At 70.3% G+C, this 13,770-nt stretch carries 13 protein-coding genes; 9 read left to right on the forward strand and 4 right to left on the reverse strand.

Annotated features, from left to right (window positions below):
* Window positions 1-94 precede the first annotated feature (94 nt).
* Together BJ975_RS14840 and BJ975_RS14845 are read left to right on the forward strand one after the other, a co-directional pair.
* Window positions 95-529: an HNH endonuclease gene (locus BJ975_RS14840; RefSeq protein WP_179427310.1), complete on the forward strand. Its 435-nt coding sequence runs from the start codon at window positions 95-97 to the stop codon at window positions 527-529.
* A gap of 73 nt (window positions 530-602) precedes the next feature.
* Entirely contained in the window at window positions 603-1,427 is an 825-nt protein-coding gene (locus BJ975_RS14845) for a siderophore-interacting protein (protein ID WP_179427312.1), read from the forward strand.
* Window positions 1,428-1,533: 106 nt separating this feature from the next.
* Here the strand turns inward: BJ975_RS14845 and BJ975_RS14850 are convergent, their stop codons facing one another.
* Window positions 1,534-2,424 carry a siderophore-interacting protein gene (locus BJ975_RS14850; RefSeq protein ID WP_179427314.1) on the reverse strand — a complete coding sequence of 297 codons (891 nt, stop codon included), beginning with the start codon at window positions 2,422-2,424 and terminating at the stop codon, window positions 1,534-1,536.
* A gap of 113 nt (window positions 2,425-2,537) precedes the next feature.
* Between BJ975_RS14850 and BJ975_RS14855 the strand changes: the two genes are divergently transcribed.
* Together BJ975_RS14855 and BJ975_RS14860 are read left to right on the forward strand one after the other, a co-directional pair.
* On the forward strand, window positions 2,538-3,650 hold the full coding sequence (locus BJ975_RS14855) for a lipid II:glycine glycyltransferase FemX (RefSeq protein WP_179427316.1): 1,113 nt from the start codon (window positions 2,538-2,540) through the stop codon (window positions 3,648-3,650).
* Window positions 3,651-3,800: 150 nt separating this feature from the next.
* Window positions 3,801-4,835: an alanine racemase gene (locus tag BJ975_RS14860; protein WP_179427318.1), complete on the forward strand. Its 1,035-nt coding sequence runs from the start codon at window positions 3,801-3,803 to the stop codon at window positions 4,833-4,835.
* Window positions 4,836-4,872: 37 nt separating this feature from the next.
* Here the strand turns inward: BJ975_RS14860 and BJ975_RS14865 are convergent, their stop codons facing one another.
* Window positions 4,873-7,050 (reverse strand): transglycosylase domain-containing protein, encoded by a 2,178-nt coding sequence (locus BJ975_RS14865; protein ID WP_179427320.1) that lies wholly within the window; start codon window positions 7,048-7,050, stop codon window positions 4,873-4,875.
* A 168-nt stretch (window positions 7,051-7,218) separates the two neighbouring features.
* On the opposite strand from BJ975_RS14865, the gene BJ975_RS14870 reads away from it, so the two are divergent.
* From BJ975_RS14870 to BJ975_RS14880, 3 genes are all read left to right on the forward strand, one after another.
* Complete coding sequence (locus BJ975_RS14870) at window positions 7,219-7,800, forward strand: PadR family transcriptional regulator (protein WP_179427322.1); 582 nt, start codon at window positions 7,219-7,221, stop codon at window positions 7,798-7,800.
* A gap of 7 nt (window positions 7,801-7,807) precedes the next feature.
* Window positions 7,808-8,908 (forward strand): inositol-3-phosphate synthase, encoded by a 1,101-nt coding sequence (locus tag BJ975_RS14875; RefSeq protein ID WP_179427324.1) that lies wholly within the window; start codon window positions 7,808-7,810, stop codon window positions 8,906-8,908.
* Window positions 8,909-8,995: 87 nt separating this feature from the next.
* Window positions 8,996-9,616, forward strand: a complete 621-nt coding sequence (locus BJ975_RS14880; RefSeq protein WP_179427327.1) for a LysE family translocator — start codon at window positions 8,996-8,998, stop codon at window positions 9,614-9,616.
* Between the two features lie 9 nt (window positions 9,617-9,625).
* Here the strand turns inward: BJ975_RS14880 and BJ975_RS14885 are convergent, their stop codons facing one another.
* Entirely contained in the window at window positions 9,626-10,579 is a 954-nt protein-coding gene (locus tag BJ975_RS14885; RefSeq protein ID WP_179427329.1) for a DUF808 domain-containing protein, read from the reverse strand.
* 88 nt (window positions 10,580-10,667) lie between these two features.
* On the opposite strand from BJ975_RS14885, the gene BJ975_RS14890 reads away from it, so the two are divergent.
* Together BJ975_RS14890 and ppgK are read left to right on the forward strand one after the other, a co-directional pair.
* Window positions 10,668-12,284 carry a hypothetical protein gene (locus BJ975_RS14890; protein WP_179427331.1) on the forward strand — a complete coding sequence of 539 codons (1,617 nt, stop codon included), beginning with the start codon at window positions 10,668-10,670 and terminating at the stop codon, window positions 12,282-12,284.
* Window positions 12,285-12,343: 59 nt separating this feature from the next.
* Entirely contained in the window at window positions 12,344-13,093 is a 750-nt protein-coding gene (ppgK, locus tag BJ975_RS14895) for a polyphosphate--glucose phosphotransferase (RefSeq protein ID WP_179427333.1), read from the forward strand.
* 79 nt (window positions 13,094-13,172) lie between these two features.
* Here ppgK and BJ975_RS14900 read toward each other — a convergent pair whose 3' ends face one another.
* The gene (locus BJ975_RS14900) at window positions 13,173-13,760 is read right to left on the reverse strand and encodes a TetR/AcrR family transcriptional regulator (RefSeq protein WP_179427335.1); all 588 of its coding nucleotides are present in this window, start codon (window positions 13,758-13,760) and stop codon (window positions 13,173-13,175) included.
* Window positions 13,761-13,770: the final 10 nt, after the last annotated feature.

A 13,770-nucleotide genomic window follows, 5' to 3' on the forward strand; every position in this document is an offset into this window, starting at 1 on the left:
CTTAGGGGCGGTTTGTCACTTGCACGTTTCGGCGAGCGTTCACCCCGGAATGACCGCGTTCTGGTTACGCTTCGTAGCGGAAAGGGGCGCGCCCATGACCGCTGGTGACGTCTTGGTGCTCAACGCGAGCTACGAACCTCTGCAGCGCGTGTCGCTGCGCCACGCGATCAAGATGCTGGTGCGCGAGGTGGCGGTCATCGAGGAGGCGGCCGACGACTCGTTCGGCCCCTTCCCCCGGCCCCGGGTGCTGCGCCTGGTCCGCTACGTCGTCGCGCGGTGGATGCACCGCCGCTCGCACCTGTGCACGAAGAGCGCCATCAAGGCCCGCGACCGCTCGTGCGCCTACTGCGGCGGCCTGGCCGAGACCGTCGACCACGTGATCCCGCGCTCGCGCGGCGGGGCGCTCACGTGGGAGAACGCCGTCGCGGCCTGCCTGCGCTGCAACCACAAGAAGGGGAACCGCACCCCGGCCGAGGCCGGCATGCCCCTGCTCATCACCCCGTCGCGCCCGGCCTCGTTCGTCGCCTGATCCGCCTGCTGGACGGCCGGGTGACCCCGCTCGCCACATCGGTTAGGCTCGCCTAACTCGACGAGGAGGAGCCATGGCGAAGGCGAGCGAGCTGGTCAAGCCGGACCGTCAGCAGCTGATCCGGCTGGAGGTCCTGCGGAGCGAGCGGATCTCGCCGCACTTCCAGCGCGTCACGGTCGGCGGCGGGTCGATCGAGCAGTTCACGCCGATGGGCTGGGACCAGTGGTTCCGCATGTTCATCCCCACCGCTGGCGAGACCGGACTCGACCAGCTGCCCGACCGGGTCAACCTGCTCGGCTACCTGCGCTACCTGCGGATCGACAAGGGCGAGCGGCCCGTGCTGCGGAACTACACGGTGCGGGCGTTCCGGTCCGTCGGCGTCGACGGGCCCGAGCTGGACATCGACTTCGTCCTGCACGGCAACGTCGAGGACGGCACCGCCGGCCCCGCCTCGACGTGGGCGCAGACCTGCCGGCCGGGCGACCCGATCGGCATCGTCGACGAGGGCATCGCGTTCAACCCCGGCCGCGGGACCGACCGCGTGCTGCTGCTGGCCGACGAGACCGGCGTGCCCGCGGTGGCGGGCGTCCTGTCCAGCCTGCCGGACTCCGCGACCGGCACCGCCATCCTCGAGGTGCCGACGCAGGAGGACCGGTTCGACCTGTCCCACCCGCCGGGCGTCGACGTGTGGTGGCTCAGCCGTCCCCCGGAGGCGCACGCAGGCGACATCGCCCTGCCGGCCCTGGTCACCGTCCCACCCGGCACCGACGTGCACGCGTTCCTCGTCGGCGAGCAGTCGATGGTGCAGGGGGCCCGCCGCCACCTCGTCGCCGCCGGCGTCCCCAAGGACCGGATCAGCTTCGTCGGCTACTGGCGCCGCGGCGCCGCCGGCCACTGACCGCGCCTCCGGCGCGCGAGATCTGTAGCGGTAACCACCGTTTCTCCGGCAGATCGGCCGAAAAAGGGTGGACAGCCCTACACATCTGGCCCGCCGGAGGCGGGACTCAAAGGCCGACGGACTCGTAGATCGTGTCGAGCTCGTCGAGGTAGGCGCCCTCGTCCTCGCCGGCGCGCTGGTAGGCCTCCATGGCCTGGGCCTGCACCTGCTCGGCGACCTGCTGGTAGCGCGCGTTCCACTTCTCGGCCTCGATCTGCCAGTAGCCGCAGGTGTAGAACGACGTCTGCGGCCAGCCGAGCTCGCGCCGCAGGTGCTTGCGGGTGGCGCGTCCGGCGCGGGCCTCGCCGGCCACCCAGACGTAGCGACCGGACGGGTCGGCGGGCAGGTCGCGTCCGCGGACGACGGCCTCGATCGCATCGGGGATGTCGTGGTCGTTCTCAACGACCTGCCACGTCACCGCGACGTCGGCGACGGACGGCAGCGGGACCTCGTCGGCGGCATCGGTGAGGACGACGTGCACGTCAGCGCGGACCTCGGGCTCGAGACCACGCAGGATGCGCGCGAGCGCGGGCACGCCGGTGAGGTCGCATACGAGCAGCTGGTCGGTGGCGTCCGCCGCGGGGCGGTAGAGGCCGTGCGGCTCGAGGATGCCGACACGGTCGCCAGGCTCGCACTTGCGGGCCCAGTCGGAGCCGACGCCGTGGTCGTGCAGAGCGACGTCGATGTCCACGCGCACGCGGCCGTCGACGATGCGGTGGTCGGAGATCGTGTAGACGCGGGGCACGAGCTCCTCGGCGCCCTCGGGGTACGTGATCGACCAGTCCTCACCGATCTCGGGCAGCACCACCGGTGCACCGGGACGCGGCGGCAGCAGTAGGCGGACGTACTCGTCCGGGATGCCCGTGGACTCCCACGCGTCGATGTCACCCAGGGTGATCGAGACGAGGTGGGGGGTCAGGACACGGCGACCGAGCACGGTCGCGACAAAGGTCTTCACGAGGATTCCTCCGATGTTTCGGCCGCGAGGCCGACGGCCCGGAACGACGGTCGGGCCCGTCCGGGGTGCTTCGTTAGGAGAGCCTAACAAACATTGTTGGATAGCCTCGAGCCGTGAGCTTGCACGTACGGACCATCGGACCCGATCAGCACCTGGCGTTCGTCGCCTCGCGCGGTTCCGCGAGTTTCCTGCAGACGCCCGCGTGGGCGGCGGTCAAGGGCGAATGGCGCGGGGAGTCGATCGGCTGGTTCCGGCGCGACGAGCTCGTCGGCGTCGGCCTCGTCCTCTACCGCCAGGTGCCGAAGCTGAAGCGCTACCTGGCCTACCTGCCCGAGGGTCCGGTCCTCGACTGGAGCGGCGACGTCGCCGAGGCGCTCGACGCGATGCGCACCCACCTCAAGGCGAACGGCGCGTTCGGCATTCGCATGGGTCCCGCGCTGGTGACCCGCCGCTGGGGCGCCGCCACGCTCAAGGCCGCGCTGGCCGACGACGTCCTCACCCGGCTCGGTGACGTCCCCGCCGACCACACCGACGACGCCGCGGTCGCGGTGGCCGACCAGCTGCGCTCGCTGGGCTGGAAGGAGCAGGCCGCCGAGGGCGGCTTCTCCGCAGGGCAGCCGAAGTACAACTTCCAGGTGCCGCTGGCCGGCCGCTCGGAGGACGACGTCCTCGCCGGCATGAACCAGCTGTGGCGCCGCAACATTCGCAAGGCCGCGAAGCAGGGCGTCGAGGTCACCACGGGTATCCGCGAGGACCTCGCCGAGTTCCACCGCGTGTACGTCGAGACCGCCGAGCGCGACCACTTCACGCCGCGGCCGCTGTCGTACTTCGAGACGATGTGGGACGCGATGACCGCCGAGGACCCGCAGCGGCTGCGGCTCTACCTCGCCCGCCACGAGGGCGACCTCGTCGCCGCCACCACGCTCGTGCAGGTGGGCACGCACGCCTGGTACTCCTACGGCGCGTCCACCACCGCGAAGCGCGAGGTCCGCGGCTCGAACGCGGTGCAGTGGCAGATGATGCGCGACTCGCTCGCGGGCGGCGCCGAGGTCTACGACCTGCGCGGCATCACCGACACGCTCGACACCGACGACTCCCACGTGGGCCTGCTGCAGTTCAAGGTCGGCACGGGCGGCGAGGCCGTGGAGTACCTCGGCGAGTGGGACCTGCCCATCAACAAGCCGCTGTACGCCGCCTTCACCGCCTACATGAAGCGCCGCGGCTGACCTCGTCCTGACGGCACGCGGGCTCGCCCGCGCCAGATCTGTAGCGGTAACCACCGTTTTTCGGCCGATCCGCCTGAGAAAAGGTGGATACCGCTACACATCTCGCCCGCCGGAGGCGGGACCTCGGGAGCGGTCCGGAATGATGGAGCCATGGCGTTCGACCTCGAGATCCGTGCCGCCGACTGGCGGGCCCACCTGGCCGCGACCCACGCCGCCCTGCCGGGGCTCGTGCCGGTCGTCAAGGGCAACGGCTACGGCCTCGGGCGCCAGCGACTCGCGCACGAGGCCAGCCGGCTCGGCGCCGACCTGATCGCCGTCGGCACGTACGAGGAGGCCCACGAGCTGCTCGGCTCGTTCCTCGGCGACGTGCAGGTGCTGACGCCGTGGCGCCCGTTCCTGCCGCGCGTGGCCGACCCCCGGCTCGTGCACACGCTCGGCCGCCTCGCGGACATCCCCGCCCTCGCCCAGCAGCAGCCCGGTGCGCGCGTGGTCGTCGAGATCGAGACGTCGATGGCACGCCACGGCTTCGACCGCCACCACCTCGCCGAGGCCGCCCGCGCGATCGCGGAGGCCGGCCTCACGGTCGAGGGCTTCGCGATGCACCTGCCGATGACCGGCGGCAACCTCGACGAGGCCCGCCTGTGGTGCGCCGTCCTGGAGGCGTCGGCCCTCGAGACCACCACCGTCTTCTGCTCGCACCTGACCCTGACCGAGCTCGAGCAGCTGCGCGGCGAGCGTCCGAACCTCACGCTGCGCCCCCGCGTGGGCACGCAGCTGTGGCTGGGCCGGCTGGACACCCTTGCCGTGCGCGCCACCGTGATGGACGTCCACACCGTGCAGCGTGGCGAGCGGATCGGCTACCGCCAGGGCCGCGTGCCCCGCGCCGGCCACGTGCTGGTGATCGCCGGCGGCACCAGCCACGGCATCGGCCTCGAGGCGCCGCGCGCGGTCGCCGGGGTCGCGGGTCGCGGCAAGGCCGCCGCCAAGGGAGGCCTCGCGGCCGCCGGGCTCGCCCTCTCACCGTTCACGATCGACGGCAAGCTGCGCTGGTTCGCCGAGCCCCCGCACATGCAGGCCAGCATGGTGCTGCTGCCCGAGGGCGCGAAGCTGCCCGCCGTCGGCGACACCGTGACGGCGCAGGTGCGCTACACGATCGCCAGCTTCGACACCGTCCGCGAGATCTGAGAGGCCCGCCCACCCCGAGGGGTGAGCGGGCCCCGGCTCAGTCCTGACCGGCTCCGTCGCCGGGCGCCGGGATCGACGGCTCGGTCGGATCCGGGGACGGCGGAGGCGTCGTGACCGGCGGCGGCGTCGTCGGCGCCGGGGTGGTGGGCGCCGGCGTCGTCGGCTTGGGCGCCGGCGTGGTCGGACGCTTCGTGGGCTCGGTCTTCTTCTTCTCCGGCTCCTTCTTCTTCGGAGCCTGGTTGAAGATCTTCGTGCCCTTCTCGCCCTTGATGTTCGCGCGCGCCGGGAACGAGCCGCACTCCGATCCCTCGAGCGCGCTGTTCATGTACGCGCGGAACGTCTGCGCCGGGTACGTGCCGCCGAAGAACGGGTTGAGGTAGCCCTCGAGCTCCTCGTTGCCCTTGCCGCGGTTGTACATGACGGCCGTGGCCATCTTCGGCGTCGCGCCGACGAACCACGAGGACGAGACGCGCTCGTTGTCGCCGTCGCCGTCGGTGGCCGTGGCCGTTCCGGTCTTGCCAGCCGTGGGGCAGAACGTCCGGGCCTGGACGCCGGAGCCGCTGCGGACCACGGTCTGCATCGCCGCGAGCGTGTCGGCCGCGACGTCCTCGTCGATCGCCTGTGTGGTGGCGACCTTGTGCTCGAAGACCCGGGTGCCGCGCGCATCGTTCACCCGGTCGATGACGAACCAGTCGGCGCGCTTGCCGTCGGCCGCGAGCGTCGCGTACGCGTTGGCCATGTCGATCGGCGACACCGGGGCGTAGCCCAGCGAGACGCCGATGACGGGCTCGATGCGGTCGATCGTGGACTCGGGGATGCCGGCCTCGCGGGCGGCCTCGATGATCTTCTCCGGACCGTCCTCCATCTGGTCGGTCAGGTCGACGAACGCGGTGTTCACCGAGAACTCGGTGGCGCGCTCGAGGTTGATCTGGCCGTACGAGCGACCGCCGGAATCACCCTGGTTCTGGATCTCGGCGTCGCCGATCCGCAGCGGCGCGTTGCCGTTCAGGCTGGTCTGCAGGCTGTAGCCGTTCTCCAGCGCCGCGACCACCGCGAACACCTTGAACGTCGAACCCGGCTGCGTGCCGAGCGTGGCCCAGTTCAGCTGGTTCTTCAGGTAGTCGGGGCCGCCGTACAGCGAGCGGACCGCGCCGGTGCCCGGCTCCACCGAGACGAGCGCGGTGTTGAGCTCGTCGAGGCCGTCGGGACGAACCTCCTTGACGGCGGCCACGGCGTCGTCCTGCATGTCCTTGTCGATCGTGGTGACGACCCGCAGGCCGCCGCCCTCGATCTCGGAGTCGAGGAAGCCCTCGGTGCGCATCTGCTTGCGGACCAGGTCGAGCACGTGACCCTTCGGACCCTCGAACCGCTGGTTGGCGCGCTGCTTCTTGAACTTGGGGAACTTGCCCTTGTGCGCGGCGGCCTGCTCGGCGGTGATCGAGCCCTGCTTGACCATGCCGTCGAGCACGTAGTTGTAGCGCGGCAGCACACGGTCGGCGGCGCCCTCGGCGTACGGGTCGAAGTACGAGGGGTTGTTGATGACGGTGGCCAGGAACGCGGCCTGACCGACGTTGAGCTTCGCGGCCGGCTTGCCGAAGTAGGTGCGCGACGCGACCTCGACCCCGTACGAGCCGTTGCCGTAGTAGATCGTGTTGAGGTAGCCCTCGAGGATCTCGGACTTGGTCAGCTGGTTGTGGATCTTGACCGAGAGGATGGCCTCCTTGATCTTGCGCGTGTACGAGCGCTCCTGGTTCAGGTACAGGATCTTCACGTACTGCTGCGTGATCGTGGAGCCGCCGCCGGTGATCTGGCCGCTCGTGGCGTTGTTGCGCGCGGCGCGGACGATGCCCTTGACGTCGATGCCCTGGTTCTCCCAGAACGTGCGGTCCTCGGCGGCCACGACGGCGTCGCGCATGACCTCGGGGATCTCGTCGAAGTCGAGGCTCTCGCGGTTCTGGGTCGCGAAGCTGCCGAGCTTCGTCTTGCCGTCGGAGTAGTAGACGTTCGTCGTCTCGGTCTGGAAGTCCGCGTTGGGGTCGGGGATCTTCGTGGTGGCGTACAGGATCGCCACGGCGAGCGCGCCGAGGACGAATCCGATCACACCGAGGAACAGCAACCACCGCAGGACGCGCACGGGCCACGACCCGGTGCCGCCGATCCTGCGGGCGAACCGCGAGAGCGGTCCTTTCTTCTGCTTCGTGCGAGTTGACGCCACGAATCGGTTCCTTTCGGAGGACGACTACCAACGAGCCAGTCTGACGGAGATTCCTGAGAAACGAATGACCAGCCGGGCCGGGGTCTCGATATTCGCCCGACTCGATGTATCGTACCGATATAGCCATTCGTGGCATCGAATGGAACCGTGCGGGGAAGGGGGCGACACATGGCACGACGCGGAGCAGCTCTGGAGCTGGCCGTCCTCGGCCTGCTCGCCGACTCGCCCATGCACGGCTACGAGCTGCGCAAGCACGTCAACGGCCTGCTGGGCTGGACCCGGCTGCTGTCCTACGGCACGCTCTACCCCTGCCTCAAGCAGCTCACCCGAGGCGGCTTCATCGCCGCCGACAGCGAGACGTCGCCTCGCGGCAAGCGTCCGCGGATCGTCTACCGGCTCACCGCCGAGGGCAAGGAGTACTTCACCTCCCTGCTCGAGGACGGCGGCCCGTCGGCGTGGGACGACGAGAACTTCGGGGTGCGGTTCGCCCTGTTCGCCCGCACCAGCTCCCCCACCCGGGTTCGCATCCTCGAGGGACGTCGGTCCCGCCTCGAGGAACGCCTCGAGAACGTCCGTTCGGCCGCGGTCCAGCGCCGCGAGCGGATGGACGCCTACACCCGAGAACTCCAGCGACACGGCCTCGAGTCCGTGGAGCGCGAGATCAACTGGTTGACCGAGTTGATCGACCGTGAGCGCGCCGACGCGTTCACGGAGCAGGAAGAAACCAGTACGACAGACAAGGAAAAGTGAGGTCTCCATGAGTTCGGAGAACAAGGTCCGCGTGGCCATCGTCGGCGTTGGAAACTGCGCCACGTCCCTGATCCAGGGCGTCGAGTTCTACAAGGACGCCGACCCGGAGGGCACCGTCCCCGGGCTCATGCACGTCTCGTTCGGCCCGTACCACGTCGGTGACGTGGAGTTCGTCGCCGCGTTCGACGTCGACGCCAAGAAGGTCGGCTTCGACCTGTCCGAGGCCACGCAGGCCAGCGAGAACAACACCATCAAGATCACCGACGTCCCGCCGCTCGGCGTGACCGTGCAGCGTGGTCCGACGCTCGACGGCCTGGGCAAGTACTACCGCCAGACCATCGAGGAGTCCGACGCCGAGGCCGTCGACGTCGTCCAGGTCCTCAAGGACACCCAGGCCGACGTGCTGGTCTCGTACCTGCCCGTGGGCTCGGAGGAGGCCGACAAGTTCTACGCGCAGTGCGCCATCGACGCGAAGGTCGCGTTCGTCAACGCCCTGCCCGTGTTCATCGCGTCCGACCCCGAGTGGGCCAAGAAGTTCGAGGACGCCGGCGTCCCGATCATCGGCGACGACATCAAGAGCCAGGTCGGCGCCACCATCACGCACCGCGTCATGGCGAAGCTGTTCGAGGACCGGGGCGTCGCCCTGGACCGCACGTACCAGCTGAACGTCGGCGGCAACATGGACTTCAAGAACATGCTCGAGCGCGAGCGCCTGGAGTCCAAGAAGGTGTCGAAGACGCAGGCCGTCACGTCCAACCTGCACGGCTCGCTGGCCGGCAAGGTCGACGACAAGAACGTCCACATCGGTCCCTCGGACTACGTGGCGTGGCTCGACGACCGCAAGTGGGCCTACGTGCGCCTCGAGGGCCGCGCGTTCGGCGACGCGCCCCTGAACCTGGAGTACAAGCTCGAGGTCTGGGACTCGCCGAACTCGGCCGGCATCATCATCGACGCCATCCGCGCGGCGAAGATCGCCAAGGACCGTGGCGTCTCGGGCGCCCTGCTCTCGGCCTCGTCCTACCTGATGAAGTCGCCGCCGGAGCAGCGTCCCGACGAGGAGGGCCGCGCCCGCCTCGAGGCCTTCATCGAGGGCACCGAGGAGCGCTGAGCCAGCCTCACCCCCTGTAGTGAGCGACGCACCGGATCCTTCGGGATCCGGTGCGTCTCTCGTCTCGGGCGGCCGTAGCATGCGGTCGTGACGACCTACCTGTCCTTCCTGCTGTTCGCGACGCTGCTGGCGGTCGCCCCGGGACCGGACACCTTCCTGACCCTGCGCGCCTCCGTGGTCGGCGGCCGCCGCCGCGGCCTGTTCACCGCCGCCGGCATCACGCTGGCCTGCGCGGTGCAGGGCATCCTCGCCGCCTCGGGCCTGGGCGCGGTCATCGCGCACGCCGAGCCGGTGTTCCAGGCGATCCGCTGGGCGGGCGTGGCGTACCTGACGTGGCTGGGCTTCACGGCCCTGCGCTCGGCGCTGCGTCGCGACTCCAGCGTGTGGGCCGTCGGTCAGTCCGGCCCGAGCGTGAGCGCGCGCGCCGCCTTCCGTCAGGGCTTCGTCTGCAACATCACCAACCCGAAGGTGCTGGCGTTCAACCTGGCCGTGCTGCCTCAGTTCGTCAGCCCAGGCCAGGGCCTACCGGCGCTGCTGGCCTACGCCCTGACCCTGGTCGCGGTGGGCGCCGTCGTGCTGCTCGTCGTGATCGAGATCGCGAACGCCGCGGCCAACAAGCTGGTGCGGCCCACGTTCCGCCGCGTGGTGGACGGCTCGACGGGCGCGGTCATGCTCGGCTTCGCCACCGCGCTCGCCGTGGAGTCCTGACACTCCCGCTCAGTGCGCCGCGGAGGCCTTGCCGCGGCGAAGGCGCTTGACGCCGTTGACCAGCAGCACCACCACGGCGCCGATCAGCAGGCCGAGGACGGCGGAGGCCGCGGTGTTGGCGACCCACTCGAAGGCGCCGTCCGCGAAGGGCATGACGTCGGCGATCCAGTGCTCGAGGTCGTGCACCCAGCCGTAGATCGTGTGCCAGCCGAGGTCGTCGGTGCCGACGAGGATGATGTGCCCGCCGACCCACAGCATCGCCGCGATGCCGATCACCGCGAGCGCCGAGAGGACCTTGGGCATCGCCTTGACGAGTAGGGTGCCGGTGCGCTGGGCGAGCGTGGAGGTGCGGCCGGCGAGGCTGACGCCCACGTCGTCCATCCGCACGATCAGCGCCACGACGCCGTAGACCAGCGCGGTGATGCCCAGCGCCACGAGCACCAGGATCACGGCCCGCGAGAGGAAGGGCTCGTCCGCGACCTCGTTGAGCGAGATGACCATGATCTCGGTCGAGAGGATGAAGTCGGTGCGGATCGCGCCGGAGACCACGTGCTGCTCGGCCTCGGGGCCCTGCGCACTGGAGGGCTCCTCCTTCTTCTCGTGGTGCGGGTGCAGCACGTGCCAGATCTTCTCGGCGCCCTCGAAGCACAGGTAGGCGCCACCAACCATGAGCAGCGGGGTCAGCACCCACGGCAGGAACTGGCTGAGCAGCAGCAGTCCGGGAAGGATGAAGAGCAGCTTGTTGCGCAGCGAGCCCTTGGCGATCCGGCCGATGATGCTGAGCTCGCGCTTCGGGTCGACGCCGTGCACGTAGCGGGGCGTCACGGCCGCGTCGTCGACGACGACACCGGCCGCCTTCGCGCTCGCCTTGCCGGCCGCCGCAGCGACGTCGTCGACCGACGCCGCCGCGAGTCGGGCGAGCGCAGCCACGTCGTCGAGCAGGGCGACAAGTCCTCCAGCCATGCGCTCAGCGTAAGGCCGGGCGTTGACACCCACGAGCGGACGCCGCGAGGATGACCCCCATTGTCCGCGATCTCGGGGGAGCCTCTCCATGTCCGCACGCCGCCACCTGCTCGTTCGACGGTCGCTGGCGACCACCGGAGCCGTCGCGTTGGCGGTGAGCCTGCTGTCCACCACGGCCACGGGCGCCGTCGCGGATCCCGGCCCGGTCGACCTCGGCGGGGCCCCGCGGTCCGCTGCCGCGGCTCCCGGTGAGGCCAGCAAGGCCGCTCGCACGCCGGCCTCCTCGAGCACGGACTACTCCCAGGGCGCCATCAACCGCTCCGCCCGGATCGCCGCCCCGCTGCCCTCGCCGAACGACGGCACCGTGGTGCGCACCGACGTGGTCCAGGACCTCGCCGCGCAGCGACTCAAGGCGACCGTGACCTTCCGCGGCACCCCCGCGGCCAACGCGGCGGTGCTGGTCTACTTCGGCGAGCTCAGCGGGTCGAGCTGCGTCCGCCGGGCCGCCATCGGCGGCGCAGCGAGAACCTCGGAGACGGACGGGCAGTTCCTCGAGGACGGCGCGAAGTTCGCGGTGAGCCGCTCGCGCTCGGGCTCCGTCCTCACCCTCACCTCGCAGGCACTCTCGACGTTCCGCACCGCTGAGTACGACTGCGCCTACGTCTACGTCACCGATGGCGCCAGCACGGTCACCCAGGCGTTCTACGCCGAGAGTCTCGTGACCCGATGGACGCCGCGACTCTCGATCGCCGGCGGTCACCCGGTCAAGGCCGCCCAGAAGGGCAAGTGGGTCCGCGTGCGGCTCGAGGTCAACAACTCCGGCCGCGCCGCGGCCGCGAACACCCGGATCGTCGCGAGCGGGGCCGGTCTGAAGATCTCGCCGCGCAGCCGCAGCCTGGGCACGATCGGCGCCCGCTCCACGAAGTACGGCGTGACGTTCAAGGTGCGCGTCGCGAAGGGCGCGAAGACCCGCAACCTGCGCTTCACCGCCACGGCGGGCGGCGCCCGGGCCACCAAGGCCTACAAGGTCGGCGTGGCACCCAAGCCGCGCACGTACAAGAGCCTCAGCGGCCGGTACTTCTGGGGCTTCGCCACCACCTCGCTCTCCGACAGCCGAGGCTGGGACACCCAGACCGTCTGGTTCCTCAACAAGCGCTGGGCGTACGTCGGCGAGGTCAGGAACGGCGTCGTGCCGAAGTGCCGCAAGACCACGAGGACCTGCAAGAAGTACTCCTACAACGCCAAGAAGGGCATCGCGCGCATCGGCGGCCAGAAGTTCAAGGTGAACACCTACGGCTTCACGTACCGCGCCAACCGCAAGGACGAGCGGCGCTCCTACGAGCCCGCGACCTTCCCGCGCAAGGGCGCCCGCATCGGCGCGAGCCTGACGAACCGCGACTGGAGCGGCAACTGCCTCATCTCCTGCACGTCGACCACGACGAATCTCACCCTCGACCGCGCCGGTCGGTTCGTCCGCAGCAGCGTGTCGATCGGCTCGTGGCCGGGCCTCGGCTCGTCGTGGGCCTCGTTCCCGCCCGACCAGCGCGGCACCTACCGGATCATCTCGAAGGGTCGCATCGAGCTGCGGTTCGCCAACCGCAAGATCGAGCGTCACCGCATCGGCCTGCTGCACGACGCGCTCAACCGTCCGTCGGCCACGACGGGCCTCGTCCTGGGCACCACGAACTACTACTTCGAGGACTGAGCGGACGCCGCGACACCCGGAAGCGTCGCCGAGCGACCTCGCGCCGCTAGGGTTCTGGCATGGCCATGGGGTTCGGGATCGACATCGGCGGCACGGGCACGAAGGGAGCACCGGTCGACCTCGACCAGGGCACCCTCGTGGGTGAGCGGTTCCGCATCCCCACACCCAAGCCCGCCACCCCGCGCGCCGTCGCCGAGGTCGCGGCGCAGATCGTCGACCACTTCCCCGACGCGGCCGACGTGCCGCAGATCGGCGTTGCCATCCCGGCCGTCGTGCAGCGTGGCGTGGCCCGGTCTGCCGCCAACATCGACCCCTCGTGGATCGACACCGACGTCGACGCGCTCTTCACCGAGGTGCTGGGGCGCAACGTGCACGTGGTCAACGACGCCGACGCCGCGGGCGTCGCCGAGAACGACCACGGCGCAGCCCTCGAGGAGCACGGCCTGGTCTGCGTGATCACCCTCGGCACGGGCATCGGCTCGGCGCTCATCAACGCCGGCACGCTGGTGCCGAACACCGAGTTCGGCCACCTCGAGGTCGCGGGGCACCCGAACGCGGAGAAGTGGTGCGCCACGAGCGCCCGCGAGCGCGAGGACCTCACGTGGGAGGAGTGGGCCGAGCGCCTGCAGGTCTACTTCAGCCACCTCGAGAAGATCCTGTCGCCCGACCTGTTCGTCGTGGGCGGAGGCGTCAGCAAGAACAGCGAGAAGTTCCTGCCGCTGCTCAACCTGCGCACTCCGATCGTCCCGGCGACGCACCGCAACAACGCGGGCATCATCGGCGCTGCCGCCCTCGGCGCCCGGGGCTGACTGAACGAGGTTTCCTGTCACTTCACGTGGTTCGCGAACCTCGTGAAGTGACAGTTTCCCCGGTTGACCGGGGAAACCGTCAGACCGAGGCCAGCAGGGCGCGCACGGCGCGCTCCATCACCCGACGGCAGCGCTCGGCGGAGTAGCCGTGGTCGTCGAAGAGCAGCGACCAGGCGTTCCAGCTGACGGCGACCGTGAGCGAGTCCACGAGCTGCACGGGGTCGTCGGCGCGGGCGAGCTCGGTGGCGAAGGCCCGTTCGATGTCGGCGCGCACCCGGGCGATGTGCCCCTGACGGCTCGCACGCAGCGCCTCGTACTCGGGCTCGCCCAGCACGGCGGCCCGCGCGGCGGGCGCGATGTTGACCAGCCGGCGCTGGCGCTCGGCGCAGAACCGGTCGATCCGCTCCTCCAAGGGCGCGGACGGATCGATCTCGGCCCGCAGCTCGTCATCGAGACGGAACCAGTGCGCCACGGTGCTGCCGAGCAGGTTCTCCATGTCGTGGAAGTTGGTCCACAGCGTGCGCCGCGACACGCCCGCGCGCTCGGAGATCTGCGCGGCCGTGGGCTTGAGGACGCCCTCGCGCAGCAGGTCGACGTGCGCCTGCACGATCAACGCACGGGTGCGCTCGCTGCGCTGCATCCGTCCGTCGGTCTGCCGATATTCCATTGCTCCCACC

The organism is Aeromicrobium tamlense (assembly GCF_013408555.1).
GTDB lineage: Bacteria > Actinomycetota > Actinomycetes > Propionibacteriales > Nocardioidaceae > Aeromicrobium > Aeromicrobium tamlense.

What these genes read in the sequence shown, in the direction of transcription:
- BJ975_RS14840 (WP_179427310.1), top strand. Translation starts at nt 95, where the DNA reads ATGACCGCTGGTGACGTCTTGGTGCTCAACGCGAGCTACGAACCTCTG.
- BJ975_RS14845 (WP_179427312.1), top strand. Translation starts at nt 603, where the DNA reads ATGGCGAAGGCGAGCGAGCTGGTCAAGCCGGACCGTCAGCAGCTGATC.
- BJ975_RS14860 (WP_179427318.1), top strand. Translation starts at nt 3,801, where the DNA reads ATGGCGTTCGACCTCGAGATCCGTGCCGCCGACTGGCGGGCCCACCTG.
- BJ975_RS14870 (WP_179427322.1), top strand. Translation starts at nt 7,219, where the DNA reads ATGGCACGACGCGGAGCAGCTCTGGAGCTGGCCGTCCTCGGCCTGCTC.
- BJ975_RS14875 (WP_179427324.1), top strand. Translation starts at nt 7,808, where the DNA reads ATGAGTTCGGAGAACAAGGTCCGCGTGGCCATCGTCGGCGTTGGAAAC.
- BJ975_RS14885 (WP_179427329.1), bottom strand. Translation starts at nt 10,579, where the DNA reads ATGGCTGGAGGACTTGTCGCCCTGCTCGACGACGTGGCTGCGCTCGCC.
- BJ975_RS14890 (WP_179427331.1), top strand. Translation starts at nt 10,668, where the DNA reads ATGTCCGCACGCCGCCACCTGCTCGTTCGACGGTCGCTGGCGACCACC.
- ppgK (WP_179427333.1), top strand. Translation starts at nt 12,344, where the DNA reads ATGGCCATGGGGTTCGGGATCGACATCGGCGGCACGGGCACGAAGGGA.
- BJ975_RS14900 (WP_179427335.1), bottom strand. Translation starts at nt 13,760, where the DNA reads ATGGAATATCGGCAGACCGACGGACGGATGCAGCGCAGCGAGCGCACC.